This is a genomic window from Epibacterium sp. HA2-3, from assembly GCF_055693725.2.
In genome coordinates this window covers 1,871,398-1,894,741 of sequence record NZ_CM172490.1, presented here as the reverse complement: position 1 = coordinate 1,894,741, position 23,344 = coordinate 1,871,398, and the positions used below count along the sequence as shown (strand labels likewise).

Annotated in this window: 24 protein-coding genes and 1 other RNA gene; 15 read left to right on the top strand and 10 right to left on the bottom strand. The window is 61.8% G+C overall.

Features of this window, described 5'->3' with window-relative positions; all coding sequences use genetic code 11:
• Positions 1-25: 25 nt before the first annotated feature.
• On the bottom strand, positions 26-1,195 hold the full coding sequence (locus ACZ1HH_RS08830) for a M24 family metallopeptidase (protein WP_011539247.1): 1,170 nt from the start codon (positions 1,193-1,195) through the stop codon (positions 26-28).
• Positions 1,195-1,887, bottom strand: coding sequence for a metal-dependent hydrolase (locus tag ACZ1HH_RS08825; RefSeq protein WP_011539246.1), 693 nt, complete (start codon positions 1,885-1,887; stop codon positions 1,195-1,197). Before ACZ1HH_RS08825 ends, ACZ1HH_RS08830 begins: the two co-directional genes overlap by 1 nt.
• 411 nt (positions 1,888-2,298) lie before the next feature.
• On the opposite strand from ACZ1HH_RS08825, the gene gatC reads away from it, so the two are divergent.
• The 7 genes from gatC to ACZ1HH_RS08790 all read left to right on the top strand — a co-directional run bounded on the left by gatC (position 2,299) and on the right by ACZ1HH_RS08790 (position 6,901).
• Entirely contained in the window at positions 2,299-2,586 is a 288-nt protein-coding gene (gene gatC, locus ACZ1HH_RS08820) for an Asp-tRNA(Asn)/Glu-tRNA(Gln) amidotransferase subunit GatC (protein WP_005679979.1), read from the top strand.
• A gap of 3 nt (positions 2,587-2,589) precedes the next feature.
• Positions 2,590-4,077 carry an Asp-tRNA(Asn)/Glu-tRNA(Gln) amidotransferase subunit GatA gene (gatA, locus tag ACZ1HH_RS08815; protein ID WP_472636418.1) on the top strand — a complete coding sequence of 496 codons (1,488 nt, stop codon included), beginning with the start codon at positions 2,590-2,592 and terminating at the stop codon, positions 4,075-4,077.
• Positions 4,078-4,117: 40 nt separating this feature from the next.
• Positions 4,118-4,882, top strand: coding sequence for a hypothetical protein (locus ACZ1HH_RS08810; protein WP_472636417.1), 765 nt, complete (start codon positions 4,118-4,120; stop codon positions 4,880-4,882).
• A 9-nt stretch (positions 4,883-4,891) separates the two neighbouring features.
• Entirely contained in the window at positions 4,892-5,551 is a 660-nt protein-coding gene (locus tag ACZ1HH_RS08805; RefSeq protein WP_472636416.1) for an N-acetylmuramoyl-L-alanine amidase, read from the top strand.
• Positions 5,552-5,666: 115 nt separating this feature from the next.
• Positions 5,667-6,093, top strand: an RNA gene (rnpB, locus tag ACZ1HH_RS08800) — RNase P RNA component class A.
• 179 nt (positions 6,094-6,272) lie between these two features.
• The gene (gene rpmG / locus ACZ1HH_RS08795) at positions 6,273-6,440 is read left to right on the top strand and encodes a 50S ribosomal protein L33 (RefSeq protein WP_010441901.1); all 168 of its coding nucleotides are present in this window, start codon (positions 6,273-6,275) and stop codon (positions 6,438-6,440) included.
• A gap of 335 nt (positions 6,441-6,775) precedes the next feature.
• Positions 6,776-6,901 carry a hypothetical protein gene (locus tag ACZ1HH_RS08790; RefSeq protein ID WP_256378200.1) on the top strand — a complete coding sequence of 42 codons (126 nt, stop codon included), beginning with the start codon at positions 6,776-6,778 and terminating at the stop codon, positions 6,899-6,901.
• Positions 6,902-7,002: 101 nt separating this feature from the next.
• Here ACZ1HH_RS08790 and ACZ1HH_RS08785 read toward each other — a convergent pair whose 3' ends face one another.
• The 3 genes from ACZ1HH_RS08785 to ACZ1HH_RS08775 all read right to left on the bottom strand — a co-directional run bounded on the left by ACZ1HH_RS08785 (position 7,003) and on the right by ACZ1HH_RS08775 (position 8,867).
• Positions 7,003-7,542 carry a GNAT family N-acetyltransferase gene (locus ACZ1HH_RS08785; RefSeq protein ID WP_472636415.1) on the bottom strand — a complete coding sequence of 180 codons (540 nt, stop codon included), beginning with the start codon at positions 7,540-7,542 and terminating at the stop codon, positions 7,003-7,005.
• A 104-nt stretch (positions 7,543-7,646) separates the two neighbouring features.
• Positions 7,647-8,426: a Bax inhibitor-1/YccA family protein gene (locus ACZ1HH_RS08780; RefSeq protein WP_011539241.1), complete on the bottom strand. Its 780-nt coding sequence runs from the start codon at positions 8,424-8,426 to the stop codon at positions 7,647-7,649.
• A 228-nt stretch (positions 8,427-8,654) separates the two neighbouring features.
• Entirely contained in the window at positions 8,655-8,867 is a 213-nt protein-coding gene (locus ACZ1HH_RS08775; protein WP_011539240.1) for a DUF1127 domain-containing protein, read from the bottom strand.
• Between the two features lie 122 nt (positions 8,868-8,989).
• Here ACZ1HH_RS08775 and ACZ1HH_RS08770 point away from each other — a divergent pair, with 122 nt between their 5' ends.
• On the top strand, positions 8,990-9,907 hold the full coding sequence (locus ACZ1HH_RS08770) for a LysR family transcriptional regulator (protein ID WP_011539239.1): 918 nt from the start codon (positions 8,990-8,992) through the stop codon (positions 9,905-9,907).
• Here the strand turns inward: ACZ1HH_RS08770 and ACZ1HH_RS08765 are convergent.
• On the bottom strand, positions 9,876-10,850 hold the full coding sequence (locus ACZ1HH_RS08765; RefSeq protein ID WP_487320245.1) for an NADPH:quinone oxidoreductase family protein: 975 nt from the start codon (positions 10,848-10,850) through the stop codon (positions 9,876-9,878). The genes ACZ1HH_RS08770 and ACZ1HH_RS08765 overlap by 32 nt on opposite strands.
• Positions 10,851-11,214: 364 nt before the next feature.
• Here ACZ1HH_RS08765 and ACZ1HH_RS08760 point away from each other — a divergent pair, with 364 nt between their 5' ends.
• From ACZ1HH_RS08760 to ACZ1HH_RS08750, 3 genes are all read left to right on the top strand, one after another.
• On the top strand, positions 11,215-11,586 hold the full coding sequence (locus ACZ1HH_RS08760) for a helix-turn-helix domain-containing protein (protein WP_011539237.1): 372 nt from the start codon (positions 11,215-11,217) through the stop codon (positions 11,584-11,586).
• 287 nt (positions 11,587-11,873) lie between these two features.
• Positions 11,874-12,668 carry a histidinol-phosphatase gene (hisN, locus tag ACZ1HH_RS08755; RefSeq protein WP_487320244.1) on the top strand — a complete coding sequence of 265 codons (795 nt, stop codon included), beginning with the start codon at positions 11,874-11,876 and terminating at the stop codon, positions 12,666-12,668.
• A gap of 210 nt (positions 12,669-12,878) precedes the next feature.
• Positions 12,879-14,219, top strand: a complete 1,341-nt coding sequence (locus ACZ1HH_RS08750) for an 8-oxoguanine deaminase (protein ID WP_487320243.1) — start codon at positions 12,879-12,881, stop codon at positions 14,217-14,219.
• Positions 14,220-14,317: 98 nt separating this feature from the next.
• Here ACZ1HH_RS08750 and guaD read toward each other — a convergent pair whose 3' ends face one another.
• The gene (gene guaD, locus ACZ1HH_RS08745; RefSeq protein ID WP_472636414.1) at positions 14,318-15,607 is read right to left on the bottom strand and encodes a guanine deaminase; all 1,290 of its coding nucleotides are present in this window, start codon (positions 15,605-15,607) and stop codon (positions 14,318-14,320) included.
• A gap of 138 nt (positions 15,608-15,745) precedes the next feature.
• Between guaD and mgtE the strand changes: the two genes are divergently transcribed.
• A complete protein-coding gene (gene mgtE, locus ACZ1HH_RS08740) occupies positions 15,746-17,134 on the top strand; it encodes a magnesium transporter (RefSeq protein ID WP_011539232.1) in 1,389 nt (462 codons plus the stop codon).
• Between the two features lie 22 nt (positions 17,135-17,156).
• Complete coding sequence (locus tag ACZ1HH_RS08735; protein ID WP_472636413.1) at positions 17,157-17,744, top strand: 5-formyltetrahydrofolate cyclo-ligase; 588 nt, start codon at positions 17,157-17,159, stop codon at positions 17,742-17,744.
• A 164-nt stretch (positions 17,745-17,908) separates the two neighbouring features.
• On the opposite strand, the gene ACZ1HH_RS08730 is transcribed toward ACZ1HH_RS08735, so the two are convergent.
• Complete coding sequence (locus ACZ1HH_RS08730; RefSeq protein WP_011539230.1) at positions 17,909-18,748, bottom strand: 2OG-Fe(II) oxygenase; 840 nt, start codon at positions 18,746-18,748, stop codon at positions 17,909-17,911.
• Between the two features lie 376 nt (positions 18,749-19,124).
• Between ACZ1HH_RS08730 and ACZ1HH_RS08725 the strand changes: the two genes are divergently transcribed.
• The gene (locus ACZ1HH_RS08725) at positions 19,125-19,937 is read left to right on the top strand and encodes a TIGR00282 family metallophosphoesterase (RefSeq protein WP_472636412.1); all 813 of its coding nucleotides are present in this window, start codon (positions 19,125-19,127) and stop codon (positions 19,935-19,937) included.
• A gap of 341 nt (positions 19,938-20,278) precedes the next feature.
• Here ACZ1HH_RS08725 and ACZ1HH_RS08720 read toward each other — a convergent pair whose 3' ends face one another.
• Together ACZ1HH_RS08720 and ACZ1HH_RS08715 are read right to left on the bottom strand one after the other, a co-directional pair.
• Positions 20,279-20,548: a hypothetical protein gene (locus ACZ1HH_RS08720; protein WP_472636411.1), complete on the bottom strand. Its 270-nt coding sequence runs from the start codon at positions 20,546-20,548 to the stop codon at positions 20,279-20,281.
• Complete coding sequence (locus tag ACZ1HH_RS08715; RefSeq protein WP_472636410.1) at positions 20,549-21,172, bottom strand: serine hydrolase domain-containing protein; 624 nt, start codon at positions 21,170-21,172, stop codon at positions 20,549-20,551.
• 281 nt (positions 21,173-21,453) lie between these two features.
• Here ACZ1HH_RS08715 and ACZ1HH_RS08710 point away from each other — a divergent pair, with 281 nt between their 5' ends.
• Positions 21,454-23,232 carry an SLC13 family permease gene (locus ACZ1HH_RS08710; protein WP_487320242.1) on the top strand — a complete coding sequence of 593 codons (1,779 nt, stop codon included), beginning with the start codon at positions 21,454-21,456 and terminating at the stop codon, positions 23,230-23,232.
• The last annotated feature ends 112 nt before the right edge of the window (positions 23,233-23,344 follow it).

Here is a 23,344-nt window from a genome sequence, read left to right as displayed (position 1 = left end):
GAAACCGACTTGTAAAAGCGCCGAATTATTTCACCACGATTTCACGCGGGACATCCGCCAGAGGCTCACCGCCATTGGGGGTCACCACGAAGGTCTCGGTGATGGCCATGCCCCAATCGGGTGTCCAGAGACCCGGCATCAGGTGGAAGGTCATGTTTTCCTCAAGCTTGGTGGTGTCACCCGGACGCAGTGACATGGTGCGCTCGCCCCAGTCCGGCGGATAGCTGAGGCCCACGGGATACCCGGTGCGGTTGCCCTTGATGTAGCCCGCGCGGCCAAAGCTCTCATAGACGCAGGCCGCAACCTCTTCGCAGGTGACACCGGGTTTGGCGACGGCAAAGGTGTCCTCGATGGCCTGCAGGATCGCGTTTTCACCACGGCGGATGTCTTCGGGCGGGCTACCGAGGAACAGCGTGCGGCTGATCGGGCAGTGATAGCGGCGCACACATCCCGAGATTTCGAAATAGGTTGCCTCGCCAGGGGCCAGCGGGCGGTCGTTCCAGGTGATATGCGAGGCAGAGGCCTCGATCCCCGAGGGCGCAATCGGCGAGATTGCCGGATAGTCGCCCGCCAGAAGCGGCAGCCCTTCGATACCTGCGGCCTGCACCCGCGCCACCAGCGCGTTCTTGGCGATGCCTTCGTTGAATTCCGCGCGCAGTACCCCGTGCATATGCGCCGAGAGCTTACCAGCGGCTTGCATCAGCTGCAGTTCCTGCTCACTCTTGACGGCGCGCTGCCAGTTCACAAGGCCGGTAGCATCGGCAAAAGCATCGCGACCAAAGGCGGTCTCGAGGATCTCGTGGCTGCGCGCCGAGTAATAGTAGTTGTCCATTTCGACGCCAATGGCCTCGGTCCAGCCAAATTCCCGCAGTAGATCCACCAGCGAGTCAAACGGGTGGTGATCCGGGTGCTGGACGTGTTCTTCGGGCCAGTCAAAGAGATGATCCGCCTCAAGCCAGGTCGTAAGCGCCGCACCGGGTTTGTCCTGGGTGCGGCCCCACCACATGGGCATGCCGTCCTCATGGAGAATCACGGCCTGAGGCACATAGAAGCTCCAGCCGTCATATCCGGTGAGCCATGCCATGTTCGAGGGATCGCAGATCACCAGTGTTTTAAGACCCTTTGCGGCCATGGCGCGGCGGGTCTTTTCCAGTCTGCGGGCGTATTCGGTTGTGGTAAAATCGTTGGCAGGCATTAGAGTTCGATGTCTTTCATAATCTGTGGCTCGATGACGTTGACGCCGGGAAGCCCATCAATCAAGTCTTGTGCGCTCTGTTCCAGCAATGGAAATGTTCGGTAGTGGCAGGGGATGACCGTTTTAAAGGCAAAATAGCGTTGCGCGGCATAGGCGGCGGCCTTCATATCCATGGTGAAATGCCCCCCCGCCGACAGAATGCCGATCTCGGGTTTGTAGTAGTCCCCCATCCAGTCCATGTCGGCCATGATGTCGGTGTCGCCCGACACATAGAGCGTCTTGCCTTCTGCCCGGATCATGTAGCCCACTTCGCTGCCCGCAGTGCGCAGCCCGTCGCGGGTGGAAAACGTGTTGGAATGGGAGGCCGGCACCATTGAGACGCGCGTGTCCCCGACCGTGACAGTGCCGCCCTTGTTGAAGCCCACGGTCTGCACGCCTTCGGTTTCGCCCCAATATCCCATCAGGTCATATTGGCCAACGATCGGCACCGAGAGGTGTTTTGCCAGCTCCAGCACATCCGCCACATGATCAAAATGCGCGTGGGTCAACAGGATATGGGTGGCCCCTTGGGTTGCCGCGTCATGTTGGCTGTCTTCGAGCATCGGATTGCCGGTAAGCCAAGGGTCGATAAGAAGGGTGGTCTCGCCTGTTTCCAGACGAAAGCCGCCATGACCGAGCCAGATCAGTTTCATGCGCCATTCCCCGCGTTGTATCTGCAATGAGTGGAGTGTGTCCTGATCCACCCTTATCACGACATTCAAGAAAATCCATGCATCTCTGCAAGCCCTTGATAGAAATGCCGAAGAACGGGAGGAGGGCGCCCGCGCTTGGGTCCGGGGCGAGCCCGTTTTGTCGGTTGCGAGCCTTGACCAATTGAGGCTGGCGCGCGGACAGCTTTGCTGTCCGCGCGGGTCGCATCGGGCAAGGCCCGATGCGAAACAGCTCGAAACGTCACTCGGGGCTTTCATGCGCCTTGGGGTCTGCGGCATGCGGGGCGCTTTGATGCGGCGTTTTTCATCTGCTGGCGGAGAAATCCCAAGGCAGGCTTGCGGCGCGCTGGCGCGAGCGGTAAACGCGTGGACAAGACGAGATGAGGGTTATTGATGTCGATTGACCAAAGCACAGCCGCGAAAGTGGCCAAACTGGCCCGGATCAAGGTCGAAGAGGACGCTCTGCCTGCGCTGGCAGAAGAGTTCAACACGATCCTCGGGTTCATCGAGCAACTGAACGAAGTAGATGTCGAGGGTGTCGAGCCGATGACCTCCGTCACCCCGCAGCGCCTCAAGCGCCGCGAGGATGTGGTCACCGATGGCAACCAGCAGGACAAAGTGCTGGCCAATGCCCCAGATGCCCGCGAAGGCTTCTTTGCTGTGCCCAAGGTTGTGGAGTAAGACATGTCTGACCTGAACAAACTGGGCCTTGCAGAGGCCCGCGATATGCTGCGCAAGGGTGACACCACCTCTGTGGAACTCACCGAGGCCTGCCTCAAGGCCATCGACGGCGCGGATGCGCTCAACGCGTTTGTGCACAAGACCCCCGACGTCGCTCTGGACCGGGCCAAGGCGGCGGACGCGCGGATTGCCGCGGGCGATGCGCCCGCCATGTGCGGCCTGCCCATCGGCATGAAGGACCTCTTCTGCACAAAAGGCGTCGACAGCCAGGCGGCGTCGAACATCCTCAAGGGCTTTACGCCCGAATATGAATCCACCGTCTCGCAGAAACTGCAGGACGCAGGCGCGGTGATGCTCGGCAAGCTCAACATGGATGAATTTGCCATGGGCTCGTCGAACGAGACCTCCGCCTACGGCAATGCCATCAGCCCATGGCGGCGCGAGGGGGACGAAACCCCGCTGACGCCCGGTGGCTCTTCTGGTGGCTCGGCCGCGGCTGTGGCGGCAGACCTGTGCCTTGCGGCCACTGGCACCGACACCGGCGGCTCGATCCGCCAGCCTGCGGCCTTCACCGGCACCGTTGGCATCAAGCCCACCTATGGGCGCTGCTCGCGCTGGGGCATCGTGGCCTTTGCCTCCTCGCTCGATCAGGCTGGCCCGATGACCAAGAATGTTCGCGACGCCGCCATCATGCTCGAGGCCATGTGCGGCCATGACGCCAAGGATTCGACCTCTGCGGACCTTGCGGTGCCGAACTTCGAGGCGATGCTTACCGGCGACATCAAAGGCAAGAAAATCGGCATCCCGCGCGAATACCGCATGGACGGTATGCCCGCCGAGATCGCCAAGCTCTGGGATGAGGGCGCCGCGATGCTCAAGGCCGCGGGCGCTGAGATCGTAGACATCTCGCTGCCGCACACGAAATACGCGCTGCCCGCCTATTACGTGATTGCCCCGGCTGAGGCCTCTTCGAACCTGGCGCGGTACGACGGCGTGCGCTACGGCCATCGGGCGACTCTCGCGCAGGGCGACGGCATCACCGAGATGTACGAGAAAACCCGCGCCGAAGGCTTTGGCCATGAGGTGCAGCGCCGCGTGATGGTCGGCACCTATGTGCTGTCGGCGGGGTTCTACGACGCCTACTACAACCGCGCGCGCAAGGTCCGCACCCTGATCAAGAAGGATTTCGAAGATGTCTTTGCTGCGGGTGTGGACGCGATCCTGACCCCGGCGACGCCCTCCGCGGCCTTTGGCCTTGGCGAGATGAACGACGAAGATCCGGTCAAGATGTACCTCAACGACGTCTTCACTGTCACCGTGAACCTAGCGGGCCTGCCCGGGATTTCGGTGCCAACCGGCGTCGACACGCAGGGGCTGCCGCTGGGACTTCAGCTGATCGGACGTCCGTGGGACGAGGGCGATCTTCTGAATACCGCCTATGCGCTGGAGCAAGCGGCCGGATTTGTGGCCAAGCCCGCCCAGTGGTGGTAAAAGGACCTCCGAAGCAAGACTGAGCAGACAGGTGGCAGCAATGCGAGTTCCAGCAATCTTGGTCGCGGTCAGCGCGATTGCACTTGTGGCTTGTAGCCCGCAAGTGCCCGACAGCGCAGCAGGGGTGGGGGATGCAACAAGCCCCTTCAACGCACCGCCCGAAGTCGAGGCGGGGCGTACCCTGAACGGCGACCCGCTGGTACCTGCCACCCAAATCTCGGACGAGAGCACCGCCACCAATACCAACTGGCAGCAGCCTCGCCCCTCGGGAGGGGCTGCCGCATCTGCAAATGACGACATTGCGCGTGAAACCGCTGCTGCGCTCTCTGCGGCAGGGCAGAATTCGGGGCGCGCACCGCTCGAGGCCAGCCCCTCCAACCCCGCGCCTGCCCTGGTGGGCAACCCGAACCTGTCGGATGAGAACAGTTTTGAGGCGGTCTCTGCCCGGCAAACCATCGAAAGCGACGCCGAGCGTATCGCACGCCAGCGCGCGCAATATCAGGTGGTGACGCCAACTGCGGTGCCGGACCGTCCAGAGGATCTGGCCCCCAACATCGTGCGCTACGCCCTCTCGACGTCAAACCCGCGCGGGCAACGGATCTACAGCCGCACGGGGATCAATCTGCAGGCCCGCTCGGCCCGCAACTGCGCCGAATACCCCTCTGCAGACCTCGCCCAGACGGCATTTCTCGAGATGGGTGGCCCCAAACGGGACCGCAAAGCGCTTGATCCCGATGGTGATGGCTACGCCTGTGGCTGGGATCCCGCGCCCTTCCGGGCTGCCGTTCGCGCGGCGGGCAACTGATCTCTTACCATGGCCTCTGCTGACCCCATCTGGCACCCGAGCCCCAACTTCGGGGCCCGGAGGGACGGGCTGCAGCCGCATCTCATTGTTCTGCACTACACGGCAATGGAAAGCGCCGAAGCCGCGCTCCAGCGGCTCTGTGATCCCGCCTTTGAGGTCTCGGCGCATTATCTGATCGGCGGCGATGGCCGTCTCTGGCAGATGGTCGCAGAAGACCACCGCGCCTGGCACGCGGGCCAAGGAGAATGGGCGGGACTTTCGGACATCAACTCGCGTTCGATCGGCATCGAGCTCGATAATCGCGGCGACCACCCGTTTTCAGAGCCTCAGATGTGCGTGCTTGAGACGCTCATGGCGCAGATCATGACGCGCTGGACCATCCCGGCCACCGGTGTGATCGGTCACTCTGACATGGCGCCGGGGCGCAAATGGGATCCGGGGCCGCGCTTCGACTGGCAGCGGCTCGCCACCCTTGGTCTTGCGCGGCCCAATGGCCAGCCGCTTGCCGCGCCCGCCGCCACGCCTGAGGCTTTGCGCAAGGCCGCGCAGGCCTGTGGCTTCACCGCCGAGGTTGACGACGCCACGCTTCTTCAGGCTGTGCGCCTGCGCTACCGTCCCTGGGCATGCGGCCCCCTCTGTGGCGAGGACGTTGCGCCACTTCTCTCGTAGCTCTTCTTCTAGCGCCAAATATCCTGGGCTGAATGCGCGCCCGCGCAGAGGGGCAAAGCCCCTTCACCCCATAGCATCTTGACGCACCCTGCGCGCAGGCGTAGGCAGACCTCGCGCAGAGAGCCGGATGGCCGCGTTGGGGCATCTGCCCCCGCGAGGAAAGTCCGGACTCCCTGAAACGACGGTGCCGGGTAACGCCCGGGCAGGGCAACCTGACGGAAAGCGCCACAGAAAAGAGACCGCTTCGCCGCTCTGGAGGTTCGCCAAAGGATGCGACGGGGTAAGGATGAAACGGTGGGGTAAGAGCCCACCGCACCGCTGGCAACAGGGGTGGCACGGCAAGCCCCACCGGGAGCAATGCCAAATAGGGCCTCCGCGCGGGCAGGTCGGGCAACCGAAACCGCCGCTAGGGATGTTTCACCCGAGAGAGGCCGGGTTGGCAGCTAGAGATGTCCGGCAACGGGCATCCCAGAAGAATGGTCATCGAACCCTGTCTTTTGGGGCAGGGGGAACAAGATCCGGCTTATAGGCTCTCTGCGCAAAACACGCCCCCTTGGGGTGAGACGGTATCGCCCCCTCGCAAGAGAGGCGATTTTAACAAGAGCTGCAATTTAGCCGGGCGAATCCTATTGACACTCGCCACCACAAAGGTAAAAGCGCACGCTCATATAGGAATTAGACCCGAGAGGCCCCCTGCCTTTTCGGACGCAGGAGAAGCACAATGGCGAAGCCGACGACCATCAAAATCCGCCTGAACTCGACCGCGGGCACGGGCCACTTCTACGTGACCAAGAAAAACGCGCGTACGATGACCGAGAAAATGACCATTCGTAAGTACGACCCGGTCGCGCGCAAGCACGTCGAGTACAAAGAAGGCAAAATCAAGTAAGCCTTTCGAGGTCGATCTGATCTCAGATTTTGAAAAGGTCGCGCATCTGCCGCGGCCTTTTTTCGTGTTGGCCTTTTTCGTGTTGGCAGTGTCATTGAAACGTCTTCGAAACGTATTTTAAAACTCGACACACCGAGGCCCGCGCGCCTCACCCCCTCCAGAACCAAAGGCATCTTGATAGGCCGTCCGGGCACCCCATGCTGCGTGATGGCATATCCATTTATCTAAAAAACAAGATATATATGAGCCCCGCCTCCCCTTGAATTGCACATTTCTGCCGCATTCTCCCGGCATTCATGATGCGTGGAGTGAATATGTGTAAGGGGTGGTTTGCCATGAAAAAACTGTTTGGATTGTCTGCGCTGTTGCTGCTGATGCCTGCAACCGTGGCCCTGACCGATCATAGCAAGGCCGATGTAAACCTTCCGGCCCCGGTCGCGGTCGAGGTGGCGCAACTCTGAACCAAGGCGAGGAGGAGCGCGTGGCGCAGTCCTCCTCTGCCGTATCTCCTCCTCGCCCGTATCTCCCCTGTCTGGGGCGTTTTACCCCGACTTTCAGCAGGCTATATCGCTTCCTGCCGCGATGTCTCGGATGTCCGCTGAGGGGGCTTCTGAGAGGCCTCATCAGAGGGGCTGCGCCATTCTGCCATGGTCATCACCGGCTCCAGCCCAAAGTGGCGCATCAGCGCGGCTGAGGCCGCGTTGAAGGGCGCATAGGTGACGCCGATCACATCCGCGCCTTTGGCCAGCGCGTCATCTTTCATCTGGGTCATCAGGGCTTTGCCCACACCGATACCGCGCAATGGCGCGGCGACGGCGATGTGATGCAGCATGGCACGCGTCTCAGCCGGGCGCACGGGCAGGGCCGGGCGCTTTTCGATGTCATAGATCAGATAGCCCATCAGCGCCTCCTGCGGGCTTATGGCTGCAAGCGCGTGGACATTGGGCTCTGCGAGCCACTCCGAGAGCCACTCTGAGAGATGCGCTGGATCAGGGTTCGGTGTGTATCGGTCCCTGTGATGCGCGACATGCACCGCATGCAGATCTTCGAGGAGCGGAACAAGACGCGCTGCCCGATCCGGGCCAATCGGTTCTATTTTCATCGTGGAGTCCTTGGAACGTCAGAATAAAATCGGGGGTCGGAAAAAAAGAAAAGGGGCGGATCGATGTGATCCGCCCCGTCTGTCTGCAAGTTGGGAAGATGCGGTTATTCGCGGTTCCCGAGCAGCTGGAGCAGCATCATGAACATATTGATGAAGTCCAGATAGAGGCTGAGGGCGCCCATGATGGCGGCTTTGCCGAGCCACTCCTGGTCCCCTGCATGTGCCATCTGCAGGTAGTCGTTCTTGATGCGCTGGGTGTCATAAGCAGTGAGACCTGCAAAGATCAGCACGCCGATCACGGAGATCGCAAAGGCCATCGCCGAGGAGGCGAGGAAGATGTTCACAACCGACGCCACGATCAGGCCGATGAGGCCCATGATCAGGAACGAACCCATGCCGGAGAGGTCTTTCTTGGTGGTGTAGCCCACCAGCGACAGACCCGCAAAGGCGATGGAGGTCACAAGAAACACCTGCGCGATGCTTTCACCGGTGAAGGTCACGAAGATCGAAGAGATCGACAGACCCATCAGCGCAGCAAAGGCGTAGAACACGACCTGGACGCCCGCGGCGGAGAGGCGGTTCACGGCGGCGCCAAAGCCAAAGAACACAAAGGCCAGCGGTGCGAACATGATCACCCACTTCAGCGGCGAGGCATAGATCGCGTAACCGAAGTTGGTCAGGTAGCTGTCAGAGCTCAGCTGCGCGACGGCATTGGCCGGGTCAGAGGTGACCGACAGGCCGGCAATCGCCCAGGCTGCAAGGAATGTGATCAGTGTACCTACGGACATGGTGCCGTAGACTTTGTTCATGTGGGCGCGAAGCCCTGCGTCGATCTCGGCGCTGCGTGCGCCGGCAGCAGACCGAATGCTGTCAAACTGTGCCATGAGTCATGGTCTCCGTCTAGATTCTCCCTCAGAGCACATCCGCGACGCGAATATGCCTGTTGCGTCAAATATTGGCGTTTGAGCCCGCAGGTTCAAGGGGTTCCGGGACGCAGGAGGGCGAAAATGGACAGCAGATTTACAAGTTTTTACCGGACCCGCTGCGCCACATCAGGGCAGGGCGGGGCCGGTTTGGTTTTGACAAGGGTCTGGATCAGCACAGAGGTGGCCTCAGCTCAGCCAGAAGTTCGGTGCATCCCAGGCTTTGCGGCGGGCTTCGGCCTCGGCCTGATCGCGGGTCACACCAATATCCTTGAGCTGTTCATCGCTCAGACGATCCAGATGCTGCCGCTGGCGGCGCAGGGCGATCATCTGGGTGATCGTGGACAGGAGGGAAGGACGCCGCAGGGGAATGGGACGGCTGTGTTCGATGCAGTTGGCCATGAGGAGCTCCATAATTTGAATTGTGATGGATGCGCTTGATTGCATCACTGATCTTGATATACGTTGGGCGGGCTCATTCTCAAAACGAATGATTTTGAACTAACCCATCAAGAGGTGTGATGATGCGGAACTTGGACATAACCACCCTGCGCTCGTTTGTGGCGGTTGCAGACACCGGCGGTGTCACCCGTGCGGCGTCATTCCTGCACCTGACGCAATCGGCGGTTTCCATGCAGCTCAAGCGTCTTGAGGAAATGTTGGGTGTGGAGCTTCTGGACCGTTCAGGGCGCAACATCGGCCTGACCTCGGCCGGAGAGCAGCTCTTGGGCTTTGCGCGCAAGATGCTCAGCCTCAATGACGAGATCATCACCCGCCTGACCGATCAGGCCTTTGAGGGCGAAGTGACACTTGGTGTGCCCCATGATGTGGTGCATCCGGTGATCCCGATGGTGATGCAGCGCTTTAATGTGCAGTTCCCACGGGTGAAGGTGAACCTCTGCACGTCCAATACGCGCGATCTCAAGATGGATTTTGCCCAGGGGCGGTTTGATCTCATCGTGACCACTGAAACCACCGCAAGCGAGGGCGGCGAGGTCATTCACCAGATGCCGCTGCGCTGGATTGGCGCGCTTGGTGGGCAGACCTGGCGGCAGCGCCCGCTCCGGATCGGGTTCTGTCGCAATTGTATCTTTCGCGGACTGGCGACAGCGGCGCTCGATGATGCGGGCATCCCGTGGGAGATGGCCGTGGACAGCGAATCCGACCGTACCGTGGAGGCCACGGTCAGCGCCGATCTCGCAGTTGGCGTCTTGCTGGAAGGCACGCAGCCCGCGCATCAGCAGGTGATCGACCACGGGGGCAGCCTGCCGCAGCTGCCAGTGCAACACATCAACCTCTACGGCGCTGAACGGTCACGGGCGCAATATGTCGACCATCTCGCAAGCCTGATCCGTCAGGGTTTTGCCGGGCTGTCTCAGCCGGGGTTGCGCGCCGTGGGCACAGAAATGGTCAGCGCACCCGTCCAGCTTGGGGTTGTATGATCACCTTGCCGGTGGTGGCGCGGCTGCGGATCAGTTCGAGCCCGGCGTCCGTCTCGCTCAGGGGGAGGCGGTGGCTGATGTGAGGCGTGATCCGCCCCTCCGCCAGCCAGCGCATCAGGGTCTCGAACGTCTGCTGCCCCAGCTCAGGGCGCAGTTTGATCAAGCCACCGATATAAAAGCCGAACACAGTGAGGTTTTTGACGAGCAGGTGGTTGGCGGGGATTTGCGGCACCGCCCCACCGGCAAAGCCGATCGGCAACAAACGCCCCCCCGGATTGGTGGCGCGAAAGGCAGCCTCCCACGTGTCGCCTCCCACCGCATCATAGACCACATCCGCACCGCCCAGATCCTTGACGCGCTGGCGCAGGTCGTCTGAGGCGTCAATCAGGTGATCCGCTCCGGCTGCCTTGGCCACCGCGAGCTTTTCTGCCCCACGCGCCTGCGCGATCACCTCTGCGCCCATGAGCTTGCCGATTTCGACTGCGGTCAGGCCCACGCCACCGGCGGCTCCGGTGACAAGCAGGCGCTCGCCGGGCTGGAGCCGGGCCAGATGCTCCAGCGCCAGAAGGCTGGTGCCATGCGCAATCAACGCGGCCGCTGCATCCTCGTAACTGACAGTGTCCGGGATCGGCACCGCACGAGCGGCATCAAAAACGCCGATTTCGGCCAATCCGCCTTGTCCGCCAAAAACCGCAACACGGTCGCCAATTCGGAAATTCGAAATTTGCGGGCCAATAGCGGTGATCCGTCCTGCGCATTCCAGCCCCGGGGTAAACGGAAGGGACGGCGTATCCTGGTAATTCCCCTTGATCATCAGCAAATCGGCAAAGTTCAAAGCGCAGGCATGTATTTCTATTTCGATTTGACCTGGGCCGGGGGGCGCGAAAGGCGTGTCGCAAAGAGTCCCATTTGTTCCATGTTTTACTATACGAAAGGATAGCATTATGGTTATTCTCTCAGTTTGTGGCCTGTATGATTCGAATCAAGTACGGGTGGTTCAATACCGATTTCATGCCTCACCATTTATGGTGAGTGGCTGCAAACCGGATTCTGATCGCCTTTCGCGATAATTTTTGATGCATGAAATCATATATTTGCCTCCAGAGGATCGCAGGGCGCGTGTTGGGTAACTTGTATTCAACTACGAAGGGCGTACACTTTCCACATAACTGAACTTCTCACCCTAACCAAACGATACCGATGACGGATGTCACGCCATCGGATTGCGGGTCCGGGACAAGGGTTTTCGACGCCTTTGGGCGCGTCATCCACCCGATTTCGGAGGCCGTAGCTGGGAGATACTACATATGGCACATCCCGTCGACATTCACGTTGGCAAACGCATCCGGCACCGTCGCTGGCTGATCGGCATGACGCAGCAACAATTGGCTGAGAAAGTCGGAATTAAGTTTCAGCAGATCCAGAAATATGAAACCGGTGCCAACCGTGTGAGCGCGTCGCGCCTTTGGGATATTTCCGACGCACTCGATGTGAATATCAGCTTCTTTTTTGAGGGCCTGCAGGACGAGACCAAATCGGTCCCTGACAAAGCCCGTGTCCCAGCCGATCTGATGGGCGATAAAGAAGCGCTGGATCTCGTGCGGTCCTACTATGCGATCCCGGAAAATCAGCGTCGCCGTCTCTTTGAACTCGCTCGGGTGCTGAGCGACGTCGCCTGAGCACGGGCTGGCCCAAGTCCGGGTGACCGCGATCTGCGCGGTGTTTCCTGCGAACTATACAGAGGTCGCCTTTGGGCGGCCTTTTGCTTTGCGTAACTGCGCCTCACACGGCCTTCTGCGGAGCAGGCGGAAGGGCTTTCACGCGAAGAGCGCCCGACCACAGATCCCGGACCAATTGGCAGGGGCGCAGGCCGCGCAACCAAGCCCGGTGGGCAGATTTGGCTTGAAAGCGACTGCGTGGCGTGGCACCCGATCCGGGCCTGCCACCTCAATCATCGGGGCTTTTTATGACACATCCTTCGACGCTGTCTGATCTGGACGTTGCCCGCCGCCTTGCCGAGGCTGCCCGTGCAGCAATCCTTCCGCATTTTCGCAACAGCGCCACGGCGGCTGACAACAAGCTGGAGGCAGGCTTTGATCCGGTGACGGTTGCAGATCGCGCTGCCGAAGAAGCAATGCGCGCGGTCCTGCGCGAGCTGCGCCCGGACGACGGCGTGCTGGGCGAGGAATTTGCTGCCACCACCGGCACCAGCGGGCGGACATGGGTGCTCGATCCCATTGATGGCACGCGTGGATTTATCAGTGGCACCCCCACATGGGGTGTTCTGATTGCGCTCTCGGACGCAAAAGGTCCAATGCTGGGGATCATTGATCAGCCCTATATCGGCGAGCGGTTCGAAGGCTGTCGCGGTCACGCGCAGGTGGTGGGGCCGCATGGCACCCGCCCGCTCCTGACACGCAAGACCGAAGCGCTCTCCGAGGCGATTTTGTTCACCACATTCCCCGAGGTTGGAACAGAGGCAGAGCGCACGGGCTTTGAACAGGTGGCACAGCATGTGAAACTCACGCGCTATGGCATGGATTGTTACGCCTATGCGCTCTTGGCGGCGGGGACCGTGGATCTTGTGATCGAGGCGGGGCTCAATGCTTATGATATCCAGGCACCGATTGCCGTGATCGAAGCCGCAGGCGGTCTGGTGACCAACTGGCAGGGCGGGGCGGCCCATGAGGGGGGGCGCGCCTTGGCAGCGTCCAACCCAACCATCCACGCCGCGGCGCTGGAGCTGTTGCGCGAGGCTTGAGAACTCGCATTGCCCGTTCCGGGGGCTGGCATCAAGGGCGCAGGGCAAGGACTTGATGGCAATCGCAGAAACAGTTTTTGCCATTGGCTGACTTGCCCTGAGGGCGCGGGCTGAGCTAGCAATACACCCGCGCCGAGTCCTTTGCCCGTCTTCCGTCGGCGATCCTTCACCTCCACCATATGAAACGGGCAGAATGGGGAGCGTGAAGCTGTGACTGACTTTCTTTTGAAAAATGCCCAAACCGTCTTGACCATGGACGACGACCGACGCGTGCTTCACGCGGTCGACATCCGGGTACGCGCGGGGGTGATTGCCGAGATCGGCCCCTCGCTCGGGGGCGCTGAAACCAAGGTGGATGTGAGCGGTGCGGTGGTGACGCCGGGGCTCGTGAATACGCATCACCATCTCTATCAGAACCTCACGCGGGCGGTGCCGGGGGGGCAGGATGCGCTACTCTTTGGTTGGCTGCAGACGCTCTATCCGATCTGGGCGCGCATGGGGCCGGAGCATCTTCAGGTCTCCACCCAGCTTGGTCTGGCGGAGCTTGCGCTTTCGGGGTGTAGCCTCACATCGGATCATCTCTATCTCTTTCCCAATGGGGGTCGGCTCGAGGATACCATTCATGCGGCGGCGGAGGTGGGCTTGCGGTTTCATCCCACCCGCGGCGCCATGAGCATCGGCGAAAGCGATGGCGGTTTGCCGCCCGACAGTCTGGTGGAGCGCGAGGCAGACATTCTCGAGGATATGATCCGGCTGGTTGACGCCTATCACGACCCAAGCGATGGGGCGATGTGCCGGGTTGGGCTTGCGCCCTGTTCGCCCTTTTCGGTGAGCCGGGAGCTGATGCGCGACACGGCGCTTCTGGCGCGGGACAAGGGGGTGATGCTGCATACGCATCTGGCCGAGAATGACGAGGACATCGCCTATAGCGAGGCCCAGTTTGGCTGTCGCCCCGGACAATATGCGGAGGATCTCGGCTGGACCGGCGATGACGTCTGGCACGCGCATTGCGTGAAGCTGGACGTGAAAGAGATTGACCTCTTTGCCAAAACCCGTACCGGCGTGGCGCATTGTCCCTGTTCCAACTGTCGCCTCGGTAGCGGCATCGCACCCGTGCGCCAGATGCGCGATGCAGGCGTCAAGGTGGGGCTCGGCGTCGATGGCTCGGCCAGCAATGACATGGCCAGCCTCTGGGATGAAGCCCGTCAGGCACTGCTGCTCCAGCGGGTTGCCAATGGTGCCGACGCCATGTCCGCCTATGAGGCGCTGGAGATCGCGACACGCGGCGGGGCCGACGTGCTGGGGCGGCCGGACTGCGGCCGGATTGCGGTCGGGAAACGCGCCGATATCGCGGTCTGGGATGTCTCCGGGCTGGCGTCCAGCGGCAGCTGGGATCCAGCGGCGCTCGTTCTGGCCGGTCCGCGCCAGGTGCGGGATCTCTTTGTCGAGGGGCGTCAGGTGGTGGCCTCTGGTCGGTTGACCACGGTTGATACGGCGGCGGTGATCCGCCGTCACGGTGCCTTGGCGCAGGCCTTGGCGAACGGAGACTGAGCGTCGCGGTTGGGCGCGAGCGGGGATGCGAGGCTCTGCCTCGCGCTCCGGGATATTTTGGTTAGAAGAAGAGGGGCGCGCGGCTGCGGCCCTTTTTGCTAGACCGCTTTCTGCCCGTTGATGCGGACCTCGGCAATGGCGCGGTCATCGCCCATCATCAGCGTGGGAAAGAGGGCCTCCCAGAGGGTCTCGGCGCGTGTCGCACGCTGGGCAATGGCCGGGGTCGAGGCAAGATCAAGCACCACAAGGTCGGCCTCCCGTCCCACGGCGAGATTACCGACCTTGTCCTGAAGCCCAAGTGCCGTGGCCGACCCGAGGGTTGCAAGCCACAGGAGCTGTGCCGCGTGCAAAGGCGTGCCGCGCAGCTGGGCGACCTCATAGGCGGCGGCCATGGTGCGCAGCATCGAAAAACTCGACCCGCCGCCGGTGTCGGTAGCAAGGCCGATCCGGTGGCCCTCGCGCATGAGGCCGTTCATGTCAAAAAGCCCTGACCCGATGAAGGTATTGGAGGTGGGGCAGTGGATCAGGCTGGCGCGGGCCTCCAGGAGGCGGGCGCGTTCGCGGGGTTCAAGATGGATGGCGTGGCCAAAGAGCGCGCCTTCGCGCAGAAGACCGTAGCGCTCGTAGGTGTCAAGGTAGTCGCGCGCCTCGGGAAAGAGGCTGCGCACCCATTCGATCTCGTCCAGTTGCTCGCTCAGATGGGTCTGCATCAGGCAGGTAGGATGCGCCGTCCAGAGTGCGCCGAGCGCTTCGAGTTGTTCTGGGGTGGAGGTTGGTGAAAACCGTGGCGTAATCGCATAGATGAGCCGCTCCCTCCCATGCCAGCGCTGGATCAGCGCGGCGCTGTCGTCATAGGCGGATTGCGGCGTATCGCGCAGGCCTTCGGGCGCGTTGCGGTCCATGCAGGTCTTGCCGGCCACCACGCGCTGCCCGCGGGCCTGCGCCGCCTCGAACAACGCATCAACGCTCTCGGGATGGATGGTGCAGTAGCTCGCAACCGTCGTGGTGCCGCAGGCGGTGGTCAGATCCAGGTAGCGCGCTGCGATCTCTGCGGCATAGGCCGGGTTGCCAAACCGCATCTCCTCGGGAAAGGTATAGGTGTTGAGCCAGTCGATCAGCCGCTTGCCCCAGCTGGCGATGATCGCGGTCTGCGGATAATGCACATGGGCATCGACAAAGCCCGGCACGATCAGCTTCTGCCCGTGATCGACGATCTCTGCCTCTGGCAGCACCTTGCTGAGCGCTGCCCGGCTGCCAAGCGCCACGATCTTGCCCGCGCGCAGGGCAATGGCTTCGTGTTCCTCGACGGCCGCCTCGGGCCCATCGGGCGCGAAAGGGGAGGCGCAAAAAGACAGCACTCGGCCCAGAAGAATGAGATCTTGTTTCATTGCGATGTCACATTCGTTGTCAAATCAGCTCTGCACAGGATAGGGCGTGGGGCGGCAGGGGTAAATTGCTGATGGGCCGTTGTTTTTGCCCTTCCGCATCCTTTAGACAGGGAACTCAGGTAAACCGGAGGGCGGCGAATGACCACAGGCGAGAACACCCCCGAAGCAGAAACCATGGGCGAGGACGCCTACGAGTTGGACAGAAAGCGCGTCGCGCAGATCCTCTTTGCGCTGGATCGCGACGACCGCGATGCGCTTGTGGAACTGATGGATCCACTGCACCCGGCTGATATTGCGGACCTTCTGGAACAGATCAACGCTTACGACCGGGGCCGACTGATCCGCCTCTATGACAAGGAGTTTGACGGCGACATCCTGTCGGAGCTGGATGAATCCATCCGCGAGGAGGTCATTGCGGCGCTGAACCCCGAGGTTCTGGCCGATGCGGTGCGCGATCTCGATAGTGACGATGTGGTCGATCTGCTCGAAGATCTCGAAGAGCCCCAGCAAGAGGCGATTCTCGACGCGCTGGAAGACAGCGACCGGGTCGCGATCGAGCAATCTCTGTCCTACCCTGAAAACTCTGCCGGGCGCCTGATGCAGCGTGAGGTGGTCACCGCACCCGAGCATTGGACCGTTGGGCAGGCCATTGACCACATGCGCGAGGCCGAGGAGCTGCCCGAACAGTTCTATCATGTGGTGATCGTGGATCCGCGCATGCATCCGATCGGGCAGGTCACTCTTGGGCGATTGATGAGTTCGCGCCGCACCAAACCGCTGATCGAGATCCTCGAGGAGACCTTTCAGGTCATTCCCGTGGGCCAGGACGAAGAGGACGTGGCCTATGCCTTCAACCAGTATCACCTGATATCGGCGCCGGTGGTGGACGAGGGCGGCCGTCTGGTCGGCGCCATCACCATAGACGATGCGATGGCGGTTCTGGACGAGGAGCACGAAGAAGACATCCTGCGTCTGGCCGGTGTCGGCGAGGGGAGCCTGTCGGATCGGGTCTCCGAGACCACCAAACAGCGCTTCCCGTGGCTGGCGGTCAATCTGGTGACGGCGATCTTTGCCTCTCTGGTGATTGCGCAGTTCGAGGCGACGATTGCGCAATTCGTGGCGCTGGCGGTGCTTATGCCCATCGTGGCCTCGATGGGCGGCAATGCAGGCACGCAGTCGCTTACGGTGGCGGTGCGCGCGCTTGCCACACGAGATTTGACCGGATCAAACGTCTGGCGTGTGATCCGACGCGAGGTGCTGGTGGGGCTCATCAATGGCGGGATCTTTGCCGTGGTGATGGGCGTCATCGGCGTTGTGTGGTTCGGCACGCCGATGCTCGGTGTGGTGATCGCTGCCGCAATGGTGATCAACCTTGTCGTCGCCGGGCTCGCAGGGACGGTGATCCCGGTTATTCTGGACCGAATTGGGATCGACCCGGCGCTCGCCTCGGGGGCATTTGTGACCACGGTGACGGATGTTGTGGGCTTTTTTGCTTTCCTGGGCCTTGCGGGGGCGGTCTTAATCTAACGCGACGCAGGGACATCAGCGCATGAGTGACACGGATCAGGACGCAGGCGATTTGACCGCCATCAAGGCAGCGGCGCGCAAGGCCGCCTTCGTGCGGCGCAAAGGCGCCTTTGAGACGCAGCGCCCCGGAGCGGCGGGCCATCTGGCCGAGGTGCTCGCAGGCTATCGCGGCGTGCCTCTTGCGGGATATATGCCCATTCGCACCGAGATTGATCCGCTGGGTGTGATGGCCGAAGCCGCCGCCCACGGACCCGTGGGGGTGCCGGTGATCCAGGGCGCAGGCCTGCCGCTCAAATTCAGCCGCTGGCAGCCCGAAGGCGCGCTGCGCGACGGTCCTTTTGGCGCTAAGGTTCCGGAAGTAGACGATTACTTCGATCCCGAAATCCTCATTGTGCCGCTGGTGGCCTTTGATGCGGCGGGCAATCGCCTGGGCTATGGCGGCGGGTTTTATGACCGGACGCTGCAACGGCTTCGGGCGCAGCGTGCGACGCTGGCGATCGGGTTCGCCTTTGACGCCCAAAAAGCCGAAGGCCTGCCGCTCGAGCCTACCGATCAGCCGCTCGACATGATCGTGACCGAGAGCCGGGTGCTGGATTTCAAACGCCCCTGATGCGACTGACGAGACTGACGCCTCTGGCACAGGCGCTTTTCCGGCTGCGGGGACGTTTTTCTCAGGCCCCCATCGCGCGGTGATCTTGAGCCTGCCGGATCACGCGGATCCGGCGGATCCCAGAGGGTTTGTCAGGGCAGGCGGGCGTCAGGGGCAGGGCGGGCTCAAAACCCCAGCTTCTCCAGACGCCACGCAAGCTTGCGGTGGAGCACCGGCGGCAAGAGGTCTTGCAAGAGCTCACGCCGCGCCACCTGCCGGTCGCGCTGGTCCTTGGTGCCGGGGCGCGGTTTAAAGAGCGTGGTGTGGCTCTTGCGGGTGCTGTCCCATGTCGCGGTGTAGTAATAGAGCGCAATCGACATGCGCGGCTCGCCATCGGGGTGGTTCACCGGCTCGGGGTTGCCATGCCAGCTCTCGGAGGAGGTGGAGAACATGCACATCCGGTTAAAGAGCGGCACGTAACTGGCAAGCTTTCCAGCCATATTCTCGTCCCAGACCTCGAAGGAACCGCCATATTCCTCCCGCCAGTCCTTGTTGAGGTAGATCAGCAGGTTCACGCGACGCTCGAGGTTCAGGCCCGCGTGGTGATTGAAATCTGCGTGAATATCCAGATGCCCGCCATTGGCCACCACATGAACGCCGCCACCTGCAAAATAGGGATCGGGGATCAGCCCCTTGATACCGGTGAGTTCCTCGATGAACGCCAGCATCGGGCGCGAGTTCAGCGCGTAAAACAGCTGCCGTGTATACATCGGCAGGCGTTCGGGCACATAAGAGGTCTTTAGTCGCTCCTGCGGGCGATCATAGCTGTTGGCTGCTTCGGGCAGTTGCTTCAGCTCCTCGCGGACACGCTCGAGGATCTCTGGGTTCAGGAAGTTGTCATAGCCACCGTAGTTGAAGGGGCCGCGGCCCTGATACTCTGCCGCATAGGGAGCGGCTGCAGCGCGGGCGTCTTTTGAGGACATCAAAAGCGTGTCGGGATCAAGGTTCAATACGGGTGTGGACATGATGAGGACTCGTCTGAAATGGCGTGAGGCGCTCCATCGGGTCGGGCGCGGCTCTGTGTCCAGACTTGTCGGCTGCCGGCCTGATCGCAACTCTTTTATTAAAAAAGGCGACGCTGGCGGGGATATATCCTCAAAACCGCATGCAATCGGAGGCAATCGGGGAAATTGTTTGCCGCGCTGGAACAGTCGCGCCCTTGGCGTGACACGCCCTGACGTGCCTTGGCATACACGATATGGCGTGGCCTTCGCATGATCCGGGCGTTAGGCGTCCCGGCGCGCGGTCTTCGCTCTGGTCAGGGCGCAGAGGCGATGTGTTTGCGCCGTTTCAGCGCCATTGCCCCTTGTGGCGGGCGGTCTCTGCGCCTATTGCGGGGACATGCGTATACTGTTTCTTGGCGATGTCATGGGCCGCGCGGGGCGTGCGGCGATAACCGAAACCCTGCCGCGTCTGCGGGACGAATGGCGGCTCGATTTTGTCGTGGTGAACGGCGAAAACGCCTCCAACGGCATGGGGCTGTCTGGCGAGCACGCCAAGATCCTGTTCGAAGCAGGGGCGGATTGCGTGACGCTTGGCGATCATGCGTTCGACCAGAAGGACATGCTCCAGTACATTGAGCAGGACAGCCGTATCGTGCGGCCATTGAACTTTGCCAAGGGGGCGCCGGGGCGGGGACATCGGCTGTTCACCGCGCGCGGCGGGCAGAAGGTTCTGGTGCTGCAGGCGCTGGGGCAGGTGTTTATGAAACGGGCCTTTGATGATCCTTTTGGGGCGGTCGAAGGCGTGCTGAAATCCCATCCTCGCGGTGGGCTGGCGCAGGCGATCATTGTCGATATGCATTGCGAAGCCACCTCGGAGAAAATGGCGATGGGACATTTCTGCAATGGCAAAGCCTCGCTTGTGGTTGGCACCCATACGCATGTGCCAACCGGGGATGCACAGATCCTTGAGGGCGGCACTGCCTATCTGACGGACGCGGGCATGTGCGGCGACTATAATTCCGTGATTGGAATGGATAAGGCGGAACCGATGCGCCGGTTCCTCACTGGCATGCCCAAGAGCCGCTTCACCCCGGCAACCGGCGCTGCGACGCTTTCGGGCGTCTATGTGGAAACCGATGACCGCACCGGCGCCGCCAAACGCATCGAGATGGTGCGTCAGGGTGGCCTCTTGCAACAAGTCGCGCCCTAACCGCGCGCCCGCCACGCAAAACCGGGGCGCTCCCGCCCGTCGTCATGCTTTTTGAGAAAAGCCCTCCTCCCGTTTCTCTGGCGCAGGCCAGAGCAGCGTGTCTTGGGCGGGAGCGTCCCCTCGTTTGAGAGGCGCGTTCCGACCGGCCGCCACTGGATCATCACTGGATCATCACTTGGCCGCAGCCGGACCGAAGCAACGTGAATGCCTAGGATCTGCAGGCGCCGCTTTGCGATTTTCAAAGTGGAATGTGACAGCCAGCAGGTTTGCACGCGCAATACCAAGCGGCGGAACATCCTCATGCGCCACGCTTCCCGCGGAGACGCTCGCAAGTGGTCCGGTCAGGCTGACAGGGCCGCCGCAACCGCCGCATGTTCTGCAACCCCTTCAAGGGTGCCGTCGGTGAAACTGGCCACGGTAACAGGCGGTGACAAATCGGGGAAATGATAGACCGCGTTGACGCTGAAAGGGCCAGCGCCGGAATGGCCGATCATGCGCCCGGCCTCCCCTGCGCGCCCACTCATGAGCCCCAGCGCATAGCCGCATTCGGTCCAGGGGCGCCCCTCGATTGCCCCGCCGAGGGGATGGCTCTTGCGCATCTCGCGCAGCATCTACGCATCAAGCAGCGCCCCCTCAAAGAGCCCCTGCAGGAGCCGCGCCGCATCTGCGGCTGTGCCCTTCAGGCAGCCATGATAGACCCAGCCCGGATGATAGCGCTTTGCGGCAGCCCAATGGAGGCTCTCAAAATCGCGGCGGGTTTGGGCAAGCGTGATGGAACGCAGTTCAAGCGGAGCGCAGATCATCTGCTGGAGGAGATCAGAGAATGACCGCCCGGCCACCTCCTCAAGCAGGTCCCGCGTCACCATGTACCCAAGATTGGAATAGGACCAGCCCGTGCCGGGGGCAAACAGCCGGCCTTGCGCCAGGGTGGCCGCGCGCAGAGCCTCGGCAGACCAGGGCTCCTCATTTTGCGCAACAGCCGCCCCATAGGTGGGCAGGGTGAAATAATCCGGCAGCCCCGCAGTATGATCAAGCAGCTGTCGCAACGAGAAATCAAAGCCCGCCAGAGGGGCGTCGAGGTCGAGCCGACCGTCCTGCACCATCCGCAGGGCGCAGATTGCGATCACCGTCTTTGTAAAGCTCCAATAGGGGAAAATCTCACCCGCGTCAGCACGCGGGCTTTCCGATCCCGAGGCAGAGAGACGATGGGTGAAAATGGGTCGATCCGGGGTCATTCGGCCACCATAAGCCCTCGCGGAGCGAGCGCAATCTCCCGCAATGAATTGAGAGGCCAGCGGACAAGACCTGATACCTGCACGGGGTGAAGGGCCTGCGGTTTCGGGGGGTGATGCGGGGATCAGTGCATCCACCTGTGACGCAGGTGCCAATCTCGCCGCATCTGCCGAATTTTGCTGATACAATTGCTTGCTGCACGGCCTTTGATCGGTGAATATGTCCGTCGGCTGAAGCCTCGCCCCAAAATGCGGCGGGAGCACCCCAAACAGTGTGGATTTGAATGTTTCTCTTTCAATCGGGTGACACCACAAGCGCCATTATCGCGTTGTTGATCGTTCTTGCGATGTTCGTGGCCTTTCTGCGCGAAACCTATCCGACCGAGGTGGTGGCGATCTGTGGCGTCTCCTTGATGCTGATCACCGGGGTGCTGCCCTATGCCGAGGCGCTGCCGGTGCTGGCGAACCCGGCGCCCTGGACCATTGCGGCGATGTTCCTCATCATGGGGGCCCTGGTGCGCACCGGGGCGCTTGATGCCTTTACCTCTGTGGCCCGAAAGAAGGCCGAAGTGAGCCCCAGAATGGCAATCGCGCTCCTGATGGGCTTTGTGGTGATCGCCTCGGCCTTTGTGTCCAACACGCCGGTGGTGGTGGTGATGATCCCGGTCTTTATCCAGATCTCGCGCACGCTCAATGTTTCGCCCTCCAAGATGCTGATTCCGCTCTCTTATGCAGCGGTTCTGGGCGGCACGCTCACCTTGATCGGGACCTCTACCAACCTGCTGGTCGATGGGGTGGCCCGCGCGCAGGGTCTTGCGCCATTCTCTATCTTCGAGGTCACGCCCTTGGGCATCGTGGTTGTGGTCTGGGGGCTGATTTATCTGCGCTTTATCGCGCCGCGCCTGCTGCCGGAACGGGACAGTATGGCGATGATGCTCTCGGATCGCTCGAAGATGAAATTCTTTACCGAAGCGGTGATCCCGCCTGACAGCAACCTCATCGGCCGCGAAGTCACGGGCGTGCAGCTCTTCAAACGCCCGGGCGTGCGGCTGATCGACGTGATCCGCGGCGATGACTCGCTGCGGCGCAACCTGCAGGGCGTGGAGCTTCAGGTGGGCGACCGGGTTGTGCTGCGCACCCAGATGACAGAGCTTCTGAGCCTGCAGCGCAACAAGGAGCTGAAGCGCGTCGATCAGGTCTCGGCTGTGGAAACCAAGACGGTCGAGGTGCTCATCACGCCTGGCTGTCGCATGGTGGGGCGCAGCCTTGGGGCAATGCGCCTGCGTCGGCGTTATGGCGTCTATGTGCTGGCGGTACACCGGCGCAACCAGAACATCGGCGTGCAGCTTGATGATCTGGTGGTGCGCGTGGGGGATACGCTGCTGCTGGAGGGCGCGCCGGGCGATATCCAGCGCCTTGCGGCAGAGACGGACATGGCCGATGTGTCCCAGCCCACGCAGCGTGCCTATCGCCGCAGCCACGCGCCGGTTGCAGTGGCCGCCATGGTCGGCATCGTGATCGCCGCCGCCTTTGGTCTGGCGCCGATCCTGATGCTGTCGATCCTTGCGGTGGCGCTGGTGCTGGCGACCCGCTGTATCGACGCGGATGAGGCGTTTTCCTTTGTGGATGGGCGGCTTCTGGCGCTGATCTTTTCCATGCTGGCCATTGGCGCGGCGCTTGAAAGCTCCGGCGCGGTCGAACTCATTGTCAACGCGATCTCCCCGGCCTTAGTGGATCTGCCGCCCTTCTTTCTGGTCTGGGCGGTATATCTTCTGACCTCGGTTCTCACCGAGCTTGTGTCCAACAATGCCGTTGCCGTGGTGGTCACGCCGATTGCGGTGGGGTTGGCGCAGGCCATGGGGCTTGATCCGCGCCCGCTGGTGATCGCGGTGATGATTGCAGCCTCGGCCTCATTTGCCACGCCCATCGGCTATCAGACCAATATGCTGGTCTATGGTCCGGGGGGCTACAAGTTCTCGGACTTCCTCCGGGTGGGCATTCCGCTCAATCTTTCAATGGGGCTTTTGGCCTCGGCCGTGATCCCGCTGCTCTGGCCACTCTGACATCGGGATGCGCGTCTTTTCGCGCATACCATCTGCGATTGTTGTTATTCCCCTTGTGGTAGAGCGTCCCGCTTCCCACTTTTGTTTTCGATAGAGACAGAATTGGGAATGG